This is a genomic window from Corynebacterium sp. UD i78 (genome assembly GCF_056280545.1).
On the sequence record NZ_JBWCED010000001.1, the window covers coordinates 1,926,243 to 1,941,178 of the forward strand.

Consider the following 14,936-nt stretch of genomic DNA (forward strand, 5'->3'; position numbering starts at 1 on the left):
TACCCCAGAACCATGTGCGGCATCGTCGGAATGATCGGCAACAGCCCGGTCAACCAGGACATCTACGACGCTCTACTTCTCCTGCAGCACCGTGGACAGGATTCCACCGGAATGGCCACGGCCGAAGCCGGCGGCCACCTGCACACCTTCCGGGCCCGTGGCCAGGTCCGTGAGGTCGTGCGCACCCGGGACATGCGTTCCCTGCTCGGCAACGTCGGCCTCGGCCATGTCCGCTACGCCACCCGTGGCGCGGCGTCCTCCGAGGAGGAACAGCAGCCCTTCTACGTCAACTCGCCCTACGGCATCACCCTGGTGCACAACGGCAACCTGACGAACACCCGTGAGCTCACCGAGGAACTGCGCGACCGCGACCGCCGGCACGTCAACTCCTCCAGCGACACCGAACTGCTGCTCAACGTCCTGGCCTCCGAGCTGCAGGCCACGACGGGCCCGACCGACCTCACCCCGGAGAGCATCTTCAGCGCCGTCTCCGCGACCAACCGCCGCATCGAGGGCGCCTACGCTGTCGTCGCATTGATCGCCCACCACGGACTGCTCGCCTTCCGCGACCCCTTCGGCATCCGCCCGATGGTGCTGGGACGCCGCCACCCCACCCCCGAGCAGCTGTCCGTCCACCCGGACGCCCACGACGAATGGGTCGTCGCCTCCGAGTCCCTGGTCCTGGAGAACGGCAACTACGAGCTCGTCCGTGAACTCGCTCCCGGCGAGGCCGTGTTCATCACCCCGGAAGGCAAGCTCCACTCCAGCGGGTGCGCCGAGACTCCGCAGCTCAAGCCGTGCTCCTTCGAGTACGTCTACCTCGCCCGACCGGACTCCGTGATGAACGGCATCTCCGTCTACGACTCCCGCCTGCGCATGGGCGCCCGGCTGGCGCAGACCATCGCCGAGCACATGCCGGTCGAGGATGTCGACGTCGTCATGCCGATCCCGGACTCGGCGCGTCCTTCCGCGATGGAGGTCGCGAAAGTCCTGAACATCGACTACCGCGAGGGGTTCTTCAAGAACCGCTACGTCGGACGTACCTTCATCATGCCGGGCCAGGCGGTCCGCAAGAAGAGCGTCCGCCAGAAGCTCAACGCGATGTCCACCGAATTCAAGGGGAAGCATGTGCTGCTCGTCGACGACTCGATCGTCCGCGGCACCACCAGTTCCCAGATCATCGAGATGGCCCGCGCCGCCGGCGCCCGCAAGGTCACCTTCGCCTCCGCCGCCCCGCCCATCCGCCACCCGCACGTCTACGGGATCAACATCCCGACCGAGTCCGAGCTCATCGCCCACGGCCGGACCATCCCGGAGATCTGTGAGCTGCTCGGCGCCGACCACCTCATCTACCAGGAGGTGGACGACCTGGAGGCGGCGATCATGGACGGTCAGACCGACCAGCACCTCGACGGCCTGGACCTGAGCTGCTTCACCGGCGACTACATCACGGGCAACGTGACCCAGGAGTACCTCGACTGGGTGGCGGACGCCCAGGAAAGCTAGAGAGAGTCATAGAGAGCCGGAGAGGACCAGCCATGACCGGGAAAGAGACCGTCCTGCACCACGGGGAGATCACCCCGGGCCGTCCCCTGCTCGTCGTCGCGATGGCCGGCGAGGCCACCCACCTCACCGAAGGGCTCGACGACCTGCCGGTGCTGCTCACCGGCATCGGCCGGATCCACACCACCCTGTCCCTGACGGACTGTCTGCACCGCTACCTGCGCGCCGGTGGTCTGCCCGGCAGCATCATCAACATCGGCACCGCCGGGGCGCTGCGTCCGGGACTGACGGGTGTGCACCGGGTCGACCGGGTGCTGCTGCACGATTTCTCCCACTCCTCCGTCGCCGCCTTCACCGGGGCCGACGAGTATCCGCCGCTCGACCTCGCTGCGGAGGCGGCGGTCCCCGGCGCCACGCCGGACACCCTCGACGGGCTCGAGCGGGACGCGGCGTCCACGATCACGCTGGCGACCGGCGATGTCTTCGTGGAGTCCGACGCCACCCGTGACCGCCTCGCCGAGGACGCCGACATCGTCGACATGGAGGGGTACGCCGTCGCCTCGGTCGCCCGGTGGTTCGGTGTGCCCGTGCAGTTGATCAAGGTGATCAGCGACGACGCCGGGGACTCCGCCGGCAACTCCTGGCGTGAGGAACTGCCCCGCATGGCCCGCGAGATCGCCGCCCACACCCGCGGCCAGCTCACTACGCCCCACCGACCGGAGCTCACCGCCGATTAAGGCCTGCCTCACCATCATTGCTACATTCATTCCCATGAGTGTCTTCCTGCCCGGACGCCGACGGCGTCCTCTTGCCGCTGTCACCGCACTACTCCTCACCGTCGGGCTCACCGCCTGCGGTGCCGGCTCGGAGAACGGCGGCGGTGTCGGCGACGCCGAGGAGACCAGCTTCGACGCCGCTGTCGAGGACTTCCCCACCGCCGACGACGTCCCCGCCGCGTCCGAGGCCCGTGATGTCTCCTACGCCTCCTACGTCGGCGACGTCACCCCGGTGACCGAGGACGCCGAGCCCGCCCTGCCGGTCAGTCTCACCGACTCCGACGGCAACGACGTCACCGTCGACGATGTCTCCCGTATCGTCCCGCTCGACATCTCGGGCACGATCTCCCGCGCCCTCGCCGGCCTGGGCCTGCGCGACAACATCGTCGGACGCTCCGTGTCCTCGATGGAACCCAGCCTCGCCGACCTGCCCGTGGTCACCCACGGCGGCCACTCCATCAGCGCCGAGGCGGTCCTGAACCTCGACCCGACGCTGATCATCCTCAACCCGTCCATCGGCCCGGAGGACGCTGTCCAGCAGATCCGCGACGCGGGCATCCCCGTCGTCATGATGGAGGACCCGGAGTACGGCGCGGAGGCCGTCTCCGAGTCCATCACCACGGTCGCCGATATCGTCGGACTGCCGGAGGAAGGTAAGCAGCTCGCCGAGCGTGCCGCCGACGAGGCCGACGAGGCCCGATCCACCATCAAGGACCTGGCGGACGCCGCCACCGACGGCACCCCGCTGCGCGCCGCCTTCCTCTACGCCCGCGGTGACGGCGGTGTCTTCTACATCCTCGGCCCCGACTCCGGCACCAGTGAGCTCATCGAGGGCATCGGTGCAGTGGACGTCGCGGCGGAGAAAGGCATCTCCGACATGGCGCCGGCCAATGCCGAAGCACTGGCGAAGCTCGACCCGGACGTGCTGGTCATGATGTCCGCCGGTCTGCAGTCCACCGGCAACATCGACGGCCTGCTCACCAAGCCCGGCGTGGCGCAGACCAAGGCCGGACAGAACCGTCGCATCCTTGCGATCCCGGACTCCCAGGCCCTGAGCTTCGGACCGCAGACCGGTGAGATGCTGCTCTCCGCGGCGTCCGCCCTCTACGACCCGGATACCCACCGCGAGGCCACCGAGTCCTAGCGACGGCCTATGGTAGGCGCCATGAACTCCACCCCCGCCAAAGGTTCCCCCGAGGAGAAGGCGGCCATGCTCGCCTGGCTCGATGACGTCGCCGACCAGCTCGGCATCGACCGCGACGAGGAACGCGCCCTCGTCGCCGATATCCTCCAGCTGACCAGCACCGTCGCCCACGACCGGTCGCGTCCTGCCGCACCGGTGACCGCCTTCCTGATCGGTCTGGCCGCCGGGCGTGCCGGTTCCGACCCCGCGGAGCTCATCGCTGCAGTGCGCGAGCGCGCGGCGTCCGGCGACGATCCCGGGGACTGAGACCCCCGTTCGGCGGAACCTGATACGCCGGATATGACTCAGGTCACGTTCCTGGTTAGCATGGGGAACATGACTAATGTCCAGGGACTTCCGCCGGTCGCCGACCAGGTCAACCCGGTGGCCAACCGCTACGATCACCCGCGGATCAGCGAGAACGAGAAGGTCGCCACCGGCGTCCCCGCCGTGCTTCACGCGATGCAGCATGCGGTGCCGAACAACGGCGTGCCCTCCCTGCTGACCATCAACAAGCACAAGGGCTTCGACTGCCCCGGCTGCGCCTGGCCCGAGCCTGACCAGCATGACCTCAACATCGTCGAGTTCTGCGAGAACGGTGCGAAGGCCGTCGCCGAGGAAACCACCCCCTCCAAGGCCGGCCCCGACTTCTGGGCGAGGTACACCGTCGAGGAGCTGCGCGAGAAGACCGACCACTGGCTCGGCAAGGTCGGACGCATCACCCACCCGCTCGTCTACGACCGGGACTCCGGCGACGGCCACTACCGGCCGATCAGCTGGGATGACGCGATCGCCATGATCGCCGAGGAGTTGCAGTCCATCGAGCCGGACGAAGCCGTGTTCTACACCTCCGGCAAGGCCGTCAACGAGGCCGCCTACGCCATCCAGCTGCTCGCCCGGCGGATGGGCACCAACAATCTGCCGGACTGCTCGAACATGTGCCACGAGTCCACAGGCTCGGCCCTGTCGGCGACCCTCGGCCTCGGCAAGGGCTCGGTGACGATCAACGACTTCCACACCACCGACCTGCTGATCTCCGTCGGCCAGAATCCGGGCACCAACCACCCGCGCGCCCTGACCGCGTACTCCCGGTGCAAGGAGAACGGCGGGCGGATCATCGCGATCAACCCGATGCCCGAGGCCGGACTCATGGCCTTCCGCGAGCCGCAGGCCGTGAAGACCTACCTGGGCGCCAAGGAGAAGATCGCCGACGACTACCTCCAGGTCCGCCTCGACGGCGACCGCGCCCTGTTCCTCGCGGTGAACAAGGAGCTCGTGGCCCGCGACAGGGCCCGTCGACCACTGGTTCATCGAGACCTACACCACCGGCTACGAGGATCTGACAGCCCACCTGGCGTCCCTCGACGATGAAGAGCTGGCCCGCGCCCACGGCATCCCGCGCGACCAGGTCCTGGCGATGGTGGACGCCATCGAGAAGGCCGATTCCACGATCATCACCTGGACCCTCGGTGCCACCCAGCACAAGAACGCCGTCGCCACGATCCGTGAGATGACGAACACCCTGCTGCTCACCGGCCGCATCGGCAAGCCGGGCTGCGGCACCGCCCCGCTGCGTGGCCACTCGAACGTCCAGGGTGACCGCACCATGGGCGTGTGGGAACGCTCCCCGGAGAGCTTCCTCGCCGCGGTCGAGAAGGAGTTCGGCTTCCCGGTCCCCCGCGAGCACGGCTACGACACCGTCGCCTCGCTGCAGGCCATGCGCGACGGCAAGGTGAAGTTCTTCCTGTCGCTCGGCGGCAACCTGGTCCGCGTCGCGTCCGACACCTCCGTGCTCGAGCGTGGCATGGCGGCCAACGACCTCACCGTGCACCTGTCGACCAAGCCGAACGGCTCCCACGCCTGGCCGGGGCGTCGTTCCCTGATTCTGCCGGTGCGCTCGCGCACCGACCTGGACATGCAGAAGTCCGGACGCCAGTCCGTGACGGTCGAGGATTCCGCCGGCAAGGTCCACGCGTCCACCGGTAAGCGCCGTGCGCACCGGAAGTCGGACCTGAAGAGCGAGGTGGACATCCTCTGCTCGATCGGCCGCGAGACCTTCGGCGACGACTTCTGGCAGCCGATGATCGACAACTACGACGTGCTGCGCGACCACATCGCGAACACCATCCCCGGCTTCGAGAACTTCAACGAGAAGCTCAAGCACCCGGGCGGGTTCTACCTGCCCAACGGCCCCCGCGAGCGGAAGTTCACCACCTCCGACGGCAAGGCCCACATCACGGTCAACGAGATCTCCCCGGTTGAGCTGCTGCCCGGACAGCTGATGATGAACACCGTGCGTACGCACGACCAGTTCAACTCCACCGTCTACGGCATGGATGACCGCTACCGCGGCATCCGGGGAGGACGCCGCGTCGTCCTCATCAACCCGGCGGACTGCCGCGAGCTCGGCGTGCGCGACGGCGACATCGTCGACCTCGTGTCGGTGTGGGAGGACGGCGAGCGCCGTGCCCCCGACTTCCGCGTCGTGGAGTACGACCACTCCCGCGGTGGCTGCACCACCTACTTCCCGGAGACGAATGTGCTCATCCCGCTGGACCACGCGGCCAACGAGTCCAACACCCCGGTCTCGAAGTCGATGCCCATCCACCTGGAGCCGACCGGGAAGCGCGCGGAGGACATGCCGCCGATGCCTGCGAATGAGAAGTAGATGAGCCGTAGGGGTAATTTGGCGATCCATGGGTAGGTTGACGGAAAAGGCACGGGTCACCAAGGTTCGGCTGGAGGACGGCTCCGACGGGAGTGTTTCCGTAGACACGAGGGCCGACACCCTCGCCGTCGAGGAGCCGCTGCAGATCCGGGTGGACGGGACGGACCTCACCACCACCATGAGGACGCCGGGCCACGACCTCGAACTGGTCCACGGGCTGCTCCACGCCGAGGGGGTCATCACTTCCCGGGCGGATATTTCGGAGGCGCGCTACTGTGCCGGGGCGGTGGGGCCGATGGGCGAGAACACGTACAACACGCTGGATGTGTCGTTGCGGGATCAGGCGGGGTTCAGCGTCGCTGATATCGGTGTACACCCTTCGACCGCCACCTGCGGCGTCCCCGCGTCGCCGGACTCACCGCAGCCGGTCCAGCCGGTCCAGCCGCCGGTCGGGGACTCCTGCCCCTCTCTGCCGGTGGGCGCCGGGTCGCTCCCCGGTGTGGAGCTCCCGATCCGCAACCTGGTGACCAACTCCGCGTGCGGCGTCTGTGGGACGACCTCCATCGATGACCTCATGAAGGAGAAGCGGTACACGCTGACGCCGGTGCATCCGACGTCTGAACTGGTCGTTTCCCTTCCCCGGCAGCTCTCCAGCGGACAGAAGGCCTTCAGGAAGACTGGTGGCGTCCACGCCGCCGGCGCGTTCACCGCCGATGGGCGTCCCCTGGTCATCCGCGAGGATGTGGGGCGCCACAACGCCGCTGACAAGGTCATCGGTGCGCTCCTCCTGGAGAATCGTCTCCCCGGTGATGTCCCCGAGGACGACCCGGACAAGGCCACCTACCTGGTCATGAGTTCCCGGGCGTCCTTTGAACTGGTGCAGAAGGCCGTGCTGGCGGGCTTTTCCGGACTGGTCGCGGTCTCCGCGGCGACCTCGCTGGCCGTCGCTATGGCGAAGGAGTCCGGTCTGCTGCTCACCGGCTTCACCCGGGACGACAGGTTCAACCTCTACTCCGGTGAGCTGGCGTCCTGACGCGGTGGCGTTCCGCGGTTCTGACCTTCCGGGGTCCGGCTACTGGTGAAACGTCGGTGGCATCCCCTCCTGCAATGTGGCATCTCCTTATGTCGCCTGGACCGGCCGAGGTTACAGAAAGAGATGCCACCGAGCACGTGGAGATGCCACCTCACTGCGACAGATGGCCGACCAGCGCCAGCACTCTCTGTGCAGCCACCAGTACGGAGATGCTGAAATCAGGTACCTGACTTCCGCATCGCGGTACTGATGGCGACAGTGAAGTCGGGGCACCAGGCGTCAACACCAGCCCGTTGACACTCAGGTCTCTACTGCCGATCCAGCCACGCGGTGATACCGCCGGGATAGTTGACCGCGGCGATACCCGCGCCCGCCAACAGGTCGACCGCCTTCAGCGAACGCACACCCGAGGCGCAGTAGACCACCAGAGGACGCCCCTCTTCAGCCGCACGGTCGGCCACGTACTCGACCTCCTCAGGGAACTCACCGTCGACGCCACCCTTGAGCACGGACAAGGGGATGTTCACCGCACCCGGGATATGCACGGTCTCGAACTCATCGGGCTCGCGGACGTCCATGAGCACTGCGTCGGTGAGATCCGGGATGTCAGAGTCATCAGAGAGCTCGACCGCCAGTTCCTCGTCCACCTCAGTCGGCTCACTCTTCACCCGCTGCGCGACCGCGGGATCACCATGCACCGGGATATACTCCCACCGGCCGGACAAACCGTCGAAGTAGCCGATCGTGCCGGTCAAGGGTGTACCGATATCAGTGAGCACCTTGACCGCCTCCAGCGCCATCGCGGTCCCCACAACTCCCACGACCGGGCCGAGCACACCTGCCGCAGAGCAGGAGGGCACGGTTCCGGGGGCCGGAGGGGTCGGGAAAACATCCTCGTAGAGCGGACCAGGTGCACCGAAGACGGACAGTTGCGCGTCGAACCCGAGGATGGACGCCCACACGTGCGGGATCCCCAGCACCGCACACCCGTGGGAGCAGGCGTAGCGGGCGGCGAAATTGTCGGTGCCGTCGAGGACGACATCGGCGTCCCCCAGCAGCTCTACAGCGTTCGACGAGGTCAGTCGGGCATCCACGACGTTGACCACCAGATCACGATTCCGCGCCAGCATCTCCCGGCGCGCAGACTCCGCCTTCGACTCCCCCACCGCGTCCTCGACATGGATGATCTGGCGGTGCAGGTTTGAGGTGGCGACCTCGTCATCATCGATGACGGTCACCTCCCCCACCCCGGCCGCGGCGAGGTAGAGCAGTGCGGGTGAGCCGAGCCCACCGGCGCCGAGCACGGCGACATGGGAGGACGCCAGTTTCTCCTGCGCCGCAAGACCGAATCCGGCGAGCGTGATCTGGCGTCGGTACCGGGCGTGGTCGACAGGGTGGCCAGTCTCGTCAGTCATCACAGACCCACCCAGTCAGTCGATCCGTCAACATGTTCCTGTTCCTTCCAGATCGGTACCTCCGACTTCACGCGCGAGGCGAACTCGGCGACCGCCTCGAAGGCGGGACCCCGGTGGGAGGACGCCACGACCACGAGAAAAGCGAGGTCACCGATCCCGAGCTCACCGCTGCGGTGCTCGGCCCAGAGCCGGATCTCGGGGTACTCGGCGACGGTCTCCTCGGCGATCCGCGCCAGCACCGCATCCGCGGTCGGGTGGTGGGTGTAGGTCAGCTGCGTCACCCCTTCGCCGTTGTCGTGGTCGCGCACGGTGCCTTCGAAGGTGACGACGGCGCCCATCGCGTCGGTCGCCGTGGCGTCCTTCGCGGCTACCAGTTGTGTCTCGAGAGGCTCAGTGGAGATCGCGGTGTGGATGACGGTGCCGGTCTGCGCGGCGACGTAGGCGGGGTCCTTCACGGGTTCGCTCACGGGTTCGCTCACGGGGTCACTCATGGTCTCCGGCTCCTTCCAGCTGGTCGATGAGGTGGTCGAGCACGGGGTCGAGCACGGCGATGCCGTCCTTCACTCCCCCGGTCGACCCGGGCAGCGTCATGACGAAAGTGCGTCCGACGGTACCCGCCACGCCGCCGGACAGCAGCGCAGTGGGGACGCCGTTCTCCAGACCCTTGAGGTGGACGGCCGTCATCAGGCCGGGCAGTTCGTGGGTGAGCAGTGGCTTCACGGCGACGACGGTGCCGTCGGTCGGACTGATGCCCGTGCCGCCGGTGGTGAGCACGATGGTCGGGACAGGAACGGTCGCGTCCCCATCGAAAACCTCGTCGAGGTAGGCGGGGATGTCGGCGTCGGCGACAACCGCGGCATCCGGAACCTCCAGGCCACGCTCGCGCAGCCAACTGACCAGGACCGGGCCGGTGCGGTCGGCGTACTCACCGGCGGCGGCGCGGGTGGACGCGACGACGACGAGTGCAGTGGTCATGACCGCACATCCCCCGGTACGTCGGGACGCACATCCCAGTCGCCGGACTTACCGCCGGATTTCGCGAGGACGCGGACGTCGTCGATGACGGCGTGCTTGTCGACCGCCTTGATCATGTCGTAGACGGTCAGGGCGGCACTGGTCACCGCGGTCAGTGCCTCCATCTCCACCCCGGTGACGCCGCGGGTCTTCACGGAGGCCTCGATGCGCACGGCGTCCGCCTCCCGGGTGAAGTCGACGGTGATCCTGCCGAGCGGCAGCGGGTGGCACAGCGGGATGATCTCGGGGGTCTTCTTCGCACCCATGATACCGGCGACGCGGGCGACGGGCAGGGCGTCCCCTTTGGGCAGGCCCCCGTTGGCAGGGTCGAAGATCATGTCGAGCACGTCTTCCCTGGTGCGGACACGGCCGGTGGCCACGGCGGTGCGGCTGGTCTCGTTCTTCGCGGTGACGTCGACCATGTGCGCCGAGCCGTCCTCACGGACGTGGGTGAGGTGGGTGTTCTCGGTGTTCTCGGTGTTCCCGGTGTTCCCGGTGTTCCCGGTGTTCCCGGTGTTCCCGGTGTTCCCGGTGTTCCCGGTGTTCCCGGTGTTTTCCGTGCTGCTCATAGGTGCCCAGATTACGCGGTAGAGCTGGTCAGGGTTCGCCCGAGCCAGGGCCAGGATGACGCGCGATGTCGATGGATTCATGGACAATGCCGACGACGAACCGTGTGTCTTCATCAGACCGGTAGGATGATGTGCCTGAGCGACAACACCCTGGGCGACAACACCCTGGGCGACAACACCCTGGGCGACAACACACGGTCATCGCGCACCCGGTCACGGCTCAGTCTGAGATGCCAGGACCGCTTCCCCTGGCCCAGCTCCGGGCGAAGCCGACGTCCCGGCTCATCAGGGTCAACTACGAGGTCACGGAGCGCCGTGCGAAGAGATTCCGGTACCGCCTCATTGCCTCCTCCCTGAAGCGCTCCACCGACCAGTCCAGGATGCCCCGGAGATCCTGCCTGGCCAGCGAACTCATGCGGATCCTTCGCATCAGCGTTGCTGCCTGGCATCTATGACCTCCTGGGCGAGGTCATCCATGAATCCGTCGAGTTCTTCCAGTTCGACATCGACGTAGCGCCCCGCCGCGATGTCAATCTCCCCCGCCGCGACGTGCCGCCTACACTGGACGACCATGGTTGAGATCCACTATTTCGCCGCCGCCCGGGCCGCACGCGGCGTCCCGCAGGAGAATGCAGACGCCTCCGGAACACTGTCCGACCTGCTCGGCACCCTCGGCACCACCCACACCGAAACCACCGCCGGCGGCATGACGCTCGCCCAGATCTTCGACCGCTGCAGCTTCCTCGTCGACGGCCGCACGGTCACCCGTCCGGACGCCACCACCGTCGACCTCAGCGCCGTCCGGCGCGTCGACGTCCTCCCACCGTTCGCCGGAGGATAGATGTACGCGCTGATCATCGCAGGTGGACGCGGTGAACGCCTCGCCGCATCCGCCCCCACCGAGGTCCCGGTCAAACCCCTTCTTCAGGATGCCACGGGCCGCCGTCTCATCGACCGTGTCCTCGACGCCTGCGCCGTACTCCCCGAATGCCGGCGGATCGTCGTCGCCGGCGAGATGCCTCTCCCTGACGACGTCACCCGCGTCCGCGAAGATCCGCCGCTCGCAGGTCCCGCCGCCGGCATCGCCGCCGGTGTGACCGCGATCCCCGCCGACTACACCGGCGATGTCCTGGTCCTGCCCGCCGACCTCGCGGACCCGGCGTCCGTCGTCGCCGCCCTGGACCGACCGGGCGTCATCACCGCGGACGGGCGCCTCCAACCACTGCTCTTCCGTGCGTCCTGCCCCGCCCTGAAGGACGCCTGCGTCGGCGACTTCACCGACGCCCCCGTCATGCGCATCGTGAAGGAACTGCACCTGTCCGAGATCGAACTGCCCGCCCCCACCGTCGCCGACATCGACACCTGGGCCGATGCCGCAGCGCACGGGTACAGCAACGGGTACGGTCAGGACTGATGAACACTCTCAGCTGGTCCGAAGCCCGCGCCGCCGTCGAATCCGCGGTCCACGACCATGCCCGCCGAGGCACCGAGCAGGTTCCGGTGGCGGAGGCGGCGGGTCGGATCCTGGCGTCCGCCGTGGTCTCCCCCATGGATGTGCCGCACTACACGTCCTCGGCGATGGACGGGTTCGCTGTGCGCGGCACCGGACCGTGGCGACTGCTCGCCACCCCCGTCGAAGGCGCGGCAGGACGCAACATCCACCGCACTGGCGGCGCACTCTCCGACGGAGAGGCGCTGCCGGTCCTGACAGGATCTCTTCTTCCGGAGGGGGCGGACGCCGTCGTCCGATCCGAAGACGCCGAGATCACCTGTGACGGTTCCCGGCTGCACGCCGGGCAGCCCGAGGTGGGCAAAGACATCCGCCCTGCAGGTCAGGAACGCTCCGCCGGGGCCGACCTACTGGCCGCCGGAATTCGGCTGACACCGCGTCATGTCGCGATGCTGTCGGCCGGGGGTGTCGATGAGGTGACCGTGACCAGGCGTCCGAGGGTGGTGTGCGCCTTCACGGGCAATGAGATCGTGCGCAGTGGTGTGCCCGGTCCGGGCGAGGTACGCGACGCCTTCTCCGTGTCCTTCCCGGCACTGGTCGAATCCTGGGGTGGGGTCGTGACCTCTGCCGAGGCTGTCGCCGACGACCCGGTGGCGGTGGAGTACTGGCTGCGCCGCCCCTCCACCATTGAAGCCGACATTGTGCTGGTCACCGGTGGTTCAGGGCATTCCGGGCAGGACTTCGCCCGTCGGTTCATCACCCGGGCAGCATCTGGTGATGACGGCGAGGTGCTGGCGTCCGGTGTGGCGTGCCGGCCGGGTCACCCGACACTGATCGTCCGACGTGGTGCGCAGCTCATCATCGGGGCGCCCGGCAACCCGTTCGCCGCGCATGTCGCCCTGCACTCGTTCGTGGTCCCGGCGGTCGCCGCGTTCGCGGGCCTGTCCTCGGAGCTGCACTCGGGGGTCTGCGCCGTGTCGGTTGAGCCGCTCAACAGGGACCGGGTGCGGCTGATCCCCGCTGCTCTCGGCGCCGACCGGGTGTGCACCCCGGTCGAGGGTGCACATTCGCACATGCTCACCGGGTACGCGACCGGGGATGTGCTGCTGGTCGTGCCGTCGGAGGGGCTTGTCGCAGGTGATCCGGTGGACTTCCTGACGCTGTAGGTGGCTGCCCCGGGTGGACCTAGTCCCGGTAGAGCCGCGCACCCTTGGAGGTCCCCTGATTCAGCCAGGCGTAGACGCCGCCGACGAGCAGTCCGCCGCCGACGACATTGCCGACCAGGGCCATCCCCCAGTTGTCCAGCACATTCGCCCAGGTCAGCGAGTCCAGCACGGAGGCGCCGTCCATGAAACCGTCGCCGAGGCAGAACAGGGACAGCATGAACAGGGAGAAGTTCGCGATAAGGTGCTCCAGCCCCAGCACCACGAAGGCACCGATGACGAACTGGGTGAACAGGAACTTGCCCGCGTAGTCCTTCATGATCAGACCACCGACGATGGCCACGTTGACCAGGAAGTTCGCGAGGATCGCCTCGAGGAAGATCCCCCACGGCCCCTTGGTCAGCTTGCTGTCGGCCAGGGTCGCGAGCAGGTGGTCGGCCCCGAGTCCGCCGAGCTTGCCGGACTGTCCGAGGATCACCCCGACAATGACCGCGCCGACGAGGTTGAGCACCACGGTCCACAGGATGATCCCCGCAGCCCGTAGCCAGGAGACATGACCGCGGACCACACCGAAGACCATGAACATCATGGTGCCGGTCGCCAGTTCCGCCCCGACCTGCAGGATCATGGCCAGTCCGACGAAGAAGCACATCCCGAAGACGACAGCGCCGAGGCCGGCGGCCACCCCCTCGACCGCATTGCCGGCGACGACGGCGAATGCAGTGCCGAGGGTCAGGTACACACCCGCGAGGATCGCGCGCACCGAGTAGCGCAGCGGATCGTCGGCGAACAGTCCCGCCTTCTTGAGGATGGCCTTGTCGGCGGCGGCGTTCACCGCGCCGTCCAACGGAGCCGGGGTGGCCGGGCTTTCCTGGGCGTCTGTTTCCACGGTTGATGCATTCTCGCTCACCGGGGCGACACTACTCCCGGCGTCATGTTGTGCCGAGCGGCCGTCAACCACCACTGCACCAACCGTTCACCCACCACGAAGGAAGGACGCCACCCCGGAAAGCAGCAGGTGACCTGCACCACACCATGCCCCCTCGCCAGGCACCGCAGTCGTCCAGCGGTCGGCCCCACCGAAACCGGTTGCGATACAACCAGACAGGAGCCCCCCCCTAGTTCACCCCCGAAAGTGCCGCACTGAGGAGGAGTATTCACACGGGAAGCTCACGAGGGGAACTCACGAGGGACCACTCAGGAAGACGCACCACCGGCAGCCTCCACTTCCGCAGCCACCTCGGCAGCCACCTCGGCAGCCGCAGCGTCCACCGCCCGGGCCACCGAGGTCACCGGCCGGATGTCCAGCCTGGACACCGCGATCGAGAGCCGCACCTCCGGATCCACCAGCGGCACCGCGCACAACCGGTCCGACAGCGGCGCCCATTCCGGGACGACCGCGAACCAGCGTCCCGCCTCAGCACTGGACAACAACGCGGCGACGGAGTCGGAGTCCAGCACGGGCGTGACCTGCACGTCGAGCTCGGACATCGCCCGGTCGAACTCCTCGCGCGCCAGCATCCCCGGCGACAGAACCGCCACCGGCGAGATAGCCAGGTCCGCCCCCGACAGGGACGAGGGCACCGACCCGAACCGCTCACGGAACAGCGCAGGCACCCCCACCACCGCGAATCGCACCGACCCGACAGTTGTCACCCGCTGGCCCCTGACCACCTCCGGCGCGGTGTGGATGATCCCAGCATCCAGCTCGTGGGCGCGCAGTCCCTCGACGATTTCCTCACTGCGCAGCCCCGCACGAAGGTCGAAGCGCACCCGCGGGTTCGCCTCGGCGATCCGGTCGAGCAGCCGCGCCGCCCAACCCGTCCCCGCCGGGATCACGCCCACCCGCACCGTCGCGGACAGTTCACCGCGCGCGGCGGCGAGGTCCTCCTCCAGATGACGCTGGTCCGCGGTGATCCGCCGGGCGTAGGTCAGCACCAGCTCACCCTCGTGGGTCAGCCCCTGGAACGCCGAATGGCTCCGGTTGACCAGTGGTGATCCGACCTCTTTCTCCAGTTTCCGGATCGCCTCGGACAGAGTCGAGGTTGTCACGAAGCAGGACGCCGCCGCCCGCCCGAAGTGTCGTTCCCGGGCGAGAGCCTCGAAGTAGGTCAGTTGGCTGAGGAGCATGTGACCGAGATTACCGGGTCACTGCCCGGATT

General features: G+C 67.8%; 15 protein-coding genes and 1 pseudogene. 9 read left to right on the forward strand and 7 right to left on the reverse strand.

What is annotated here, in order from left to right:
- The first annotated feature begins 12 nt into the window (after window positions 1-12).
- The 6 genes and pseudogenes from purF to fdhD all read left to right on the forward strand — a co-directional run bounded on the left by purF (window position 13) and on the right by fdhD (window position 7,163).
- Window positions 13-1,506 (forward strand): amidophosphoribosyltransferase, encoded by a 1,494-nt coding sequence (purF, locus tag ACZ9GM_RS09095; protein ID WP_291474089.1) that lies wholly within the window; start codon window positions 13-15, stop codon window positions 1,504-1,506.
- A gap of 32 nt (window positions 1,507-1,538) precedes the next feature.
- A complete protein-coding gene (locus tag ACZ9GM_RS09100) occupies window positions 1,539-2,240 on the forward strand; it encodes a nucleosidase (RefSeq protein WP_476037684.1) in 702 nt (233 codons plus the stop codon).
- 34 nt (window positions 2,241-2,274) lie between these two features.
- Window positions 2,275-3,423: a heme/hemin ABC transporter substrate-binding protein gene (locus ACZ9GM_RS09105; RefSeq protein ID WP_476037685.1), complete on the forward strand. Its 1,149-nt coding sequence runs from the start codon at window positions 2,275-2,277 to the stop codon at window positions 3,421-3,423.
- 21 nt (window positions 3,424-3,444) lie between these two features.
- Window positions 3,445-3,729, forward strand: a complete 285-nt coding sequence (locus ACZ9GM_RS09110) for a DUF6457 domain-containing protein (protein ID WP_291474092.1) — start codon at window positions 3,445-3,447, stop codon at window positions 3,727-3,729.
- Between the two features lie 69 nt (window positions 3,730-3,798).
- Window positions 3,799-6,130 (forward strand): annotated as a pseudogene (locus tag ACZ9GM_RS09115) (FdhF/YdeP family oxidoreductase).
- A 28-nt stretch (window positions 6,131-6,158) separates the two neighbouring features.
- Window positions 6,159-7,163 (forward strand): formate dehydrogenase accessory sulfurtransferase FdhD, encoded by a 1,005-nt coding sequence (fdhD, locus tag ACZ9GM_RS09120; RefSeq protein ID WP_476037686.1) that lies wholly within the window; start codon window positions 6,159-6,161, stop codon window positions 7,161-7,163.
- A 308-nt stretch (window positions 7,164-7,471) separates the two neighbouring features.
- On the opposite strand, the gene ACZ9GM_RS09125 is transcribed toward fdhD, so the two are convergent.
- The 5 genes from ACZ9GM_RS09125 to ACZ9GM_RS09145 form a co-directional block, all read right to left on the reverse strand.
- Entirely contained in the window at window positions 7,472-8,578 is a 1,107-nt protein-coding gene (locus tag ACZ9GM_RS09125; protein WP_476037687.1) for a ThiF family adenylyltransferase, read from the reverse strand.
- Window positions 8,578-9,069, reverse strand: coding sequence for a molybdenum cofactor biosynthesis protein MoaE (locus ACZ9GM_RS09130; RefSeq protein WP_476037688.1), 492 nt, complete (start codon window positions 9,067-9,069; stop codon window positions 8,578-8,580). Before ACZ9GM_RS09130 ends, ACZ9GM_RS09125 begins: the two co-directional genes overlap by 1 nt.
- Window positions 9,062-9,553 carry a MogA/MoaB family molybdenum cofactor biosynthesis protein gene (locus tag ACZ9GM_RS09135; protein WP_476037689.1) on the reverse strand — a complete coding sequence of 164 codons (492 nt, stop codon included), beginning with the start codon at window positions 9,551-9,553 and terminating at the stop codon, window positions 9,062-9,064. Before ACZ9GM_RS09135 ends, ACZ9GM_RS09130 begins: the two co-directional genes overlap by 8 nt.
- Window positions 9,550-10,161 (reverse strand): cyclic pyranopterin monophosphate synthase MoaC, encoded by a 612-nt coding sequence (moaC, locus tag ACZ9GM_RS09140; protein ID WP_476037690.1) that lies wholly within the window; start codon window positions 10,159-10,161, stop codon window positions 9,550-9,552. Before moaC ends, ACZ9GM_RS09135 begins: the two co-directional genes overlap by 4 nt.
- Window positions 10,162-10,590: 429 nt before the next feature.
- Window positions 10,591-10,734 (reverse strand): hypothetical protein, encoded by a 144-nt coding sequence (locus ACZ9GM_RS09145; protein ID WP_291474099.1) that lies wholly within the window; start codon window positions 10,732-10,734, stop codon window positions 10,591-10,593.
- Between ACZ9GM_RS09145 and ACZ9GM_RS09150 the strand changes: the two genes are divergently transcribed.
- The 3 genes from ACZ9GM_RS09150 to ACZ9GM_RS09160 are packed head-to-tail and all read left to right on the forward strand — an operon-like array spanning window position 10,733 to window position 12,777.
- Complete coding sequence (locus tag ACZ9GM_RS09150) at window positions 10,733-11,002, forward strand: MoaD/ThiS family protein (protein WP_291474100.1); 270 nt, start codon at window positions 10,733-10,735, stop codon at window positions 11,000-11,002. The genes ACZ9GM_RS09145 and ACZ9GM_RS09150 overlap by 2 nt on opposite strands.
- The gene (locus ACZ9GM_RS09155; RefSeq protein WP_476037692.1) at window positions 11,003-11,575 is read left to right on the forward strand and encodes an NTP transferase domain-containing protein; all 573 of its coding nucleotides are present in this window, start codon (window positions 11,003-11,005) and stop codon (window positions 11,573-11,575) included. It begins immediately after the preceding gene.
- Window positions 11,575-12,777, forward strand: coding sequence for a molybdopterin molybdotransferase MoeA (locus ACZ9GM_RS09160; protein WP_476037693.1), 1,203 nt, complete (start codon window positions 11,575-11,577; stop codon window positions 12,775-12,777). Before ACZ9GM_RS09155 ends, ACZ9GM_RS09160 begins: the two co-directional genes overlap by 1 nt.
- A gap of 19 nt (window positions 12,778-12,796) precedes the next feature.
- On the opposite strand, the gene ACZ9GM_RS09165 is transcribed toward ACZ9GM_RS09160, so the two are convergent.
- Both ACZ9GM_RS09165 and ACZ9GM_RS09170 read right to left on the reverse strand, forming a co-directional pair.
- On the reverse strand, window positions 12,797-13,621 hold the full coding sequence (locus ACZ9GM_RS09165) for a formate/nitrite transporter family protein (RefSeq protein WP_476038337.1): 825 nt from the start codon (window positions 13,619-13,621) through the stop codon (window positions 12,797-12,799).
- 350 nt (window positions 13,622-13,971) lie between these two features.
- Window positions 13,972-14,904 (reverse strand): LysR family transcriptional regulator, encoded by a 933-nt coding sequence (locus ACZ9GM_RS09170; RefSeq protein ID WP_476037694.1) that lies wholly within the window; start codon window positions 14,902-14,904, stop codon window positions 13,972-13,974.
- Window positions 14,905-14,936: the final 32 nt, after the last annotated feature.

Coding starts and splice junctions, on each gene's coding strand:
- purF (WP_291474089.1), top strand. CDS start 13: ATGTGCGGCATCGTCGGAATGATCGGCAACAGCCCGGTCAACCAGGAC.
- ACZ9GM_RS09100 (WP_476037684.1), top strand. CDS start 1,539: ATGACCGGGAAAGAGACCGTCCTGCACCACGGGGAGATCACCCCGGGC.
- ACZ9GM_RS09105 (WP_476037685.1), top strand. CDS start 2,275: ATGAGTGTCTTCCTGCCCGGACGCCGACGGCGTCCTCTTGCCGCTGTC.
- ACZ9GM_RS09110 (WP_291474092.1), top strand. CDS start 3,445: ATGAACTCCACCCCCGCCAAAGGTTCCCCCGAGGAGAAGGCGGCCATG.
- fdhD (WP_476037686.1), top strand. CDS start 6,159: ATGGGTAGGTTGACGGAAAAGGCACGGGTCACCAAGGTTCGGCTGGAG.
- ACZ9GM_RS09125 (WP_476037687.1), bottom strand. CDS start 8,578: ATGACTGACGAGACTGGCCACCCTGTCGACCACGCCCGGTACCGACGC.
- ACZ9GM_RS09130 (WP_476037688.1), bottom strand. CDS start 9,069: ATGAGTGACCCCGTGAGCGAACCCGTGAGCGAACCCGTGAAGGACCCC.
- ACZ9GM_RS09135 (WP_476037689.1), bottom strand. CDS start 9,553: ATGACCACTGCACTCGTCGTCGTCGCGTCCACCCGCGCCGCCGCCGGT.
- moaC (WP_476037690.1), bottom strand. CDS start 10,161: ATGAGCAGCACGGAAAACACCGGGAACACCGGGAACACCGGGAACACC.
- ACZ9GM_RS09150 (WP_291474100.1), top strand. CDS start 10,733: ATGGTTGAGATCCACTATTTCGCCGCCGCCCGGGCCGCACGCGGCGTC.
- ACZ9GM_RS09145 (WP_291474099.1), bottom strand. CDS start 10,734: ATGGTCGTCCAGTGTAGGCGGCACGTCGCGGCGGGGGAGATTGACATC.
- ACZ9GM_RS09155 (WP_476037692.1), top strand. CDS start 11,003: ATGTACGCGCTGATCATCGCAGGTGGACGCGGTGAACGCCTCGCCGCA.
- ACZ9GM_RS09160 (WP_476037693.1), top strand. CDS start 11,575: ATGAACACTCTCAGCTGGTCCGAAGCCCGCGCCGCCGTCGAATCCGCG.
- ACZ9GM_RS09170 (WP_476037694.1), bottom strand. CDS start 14,904: ATGCTCCTCAGCCAACTGACCTACTTCGAGGCTCTCGCCCGGGAACGA.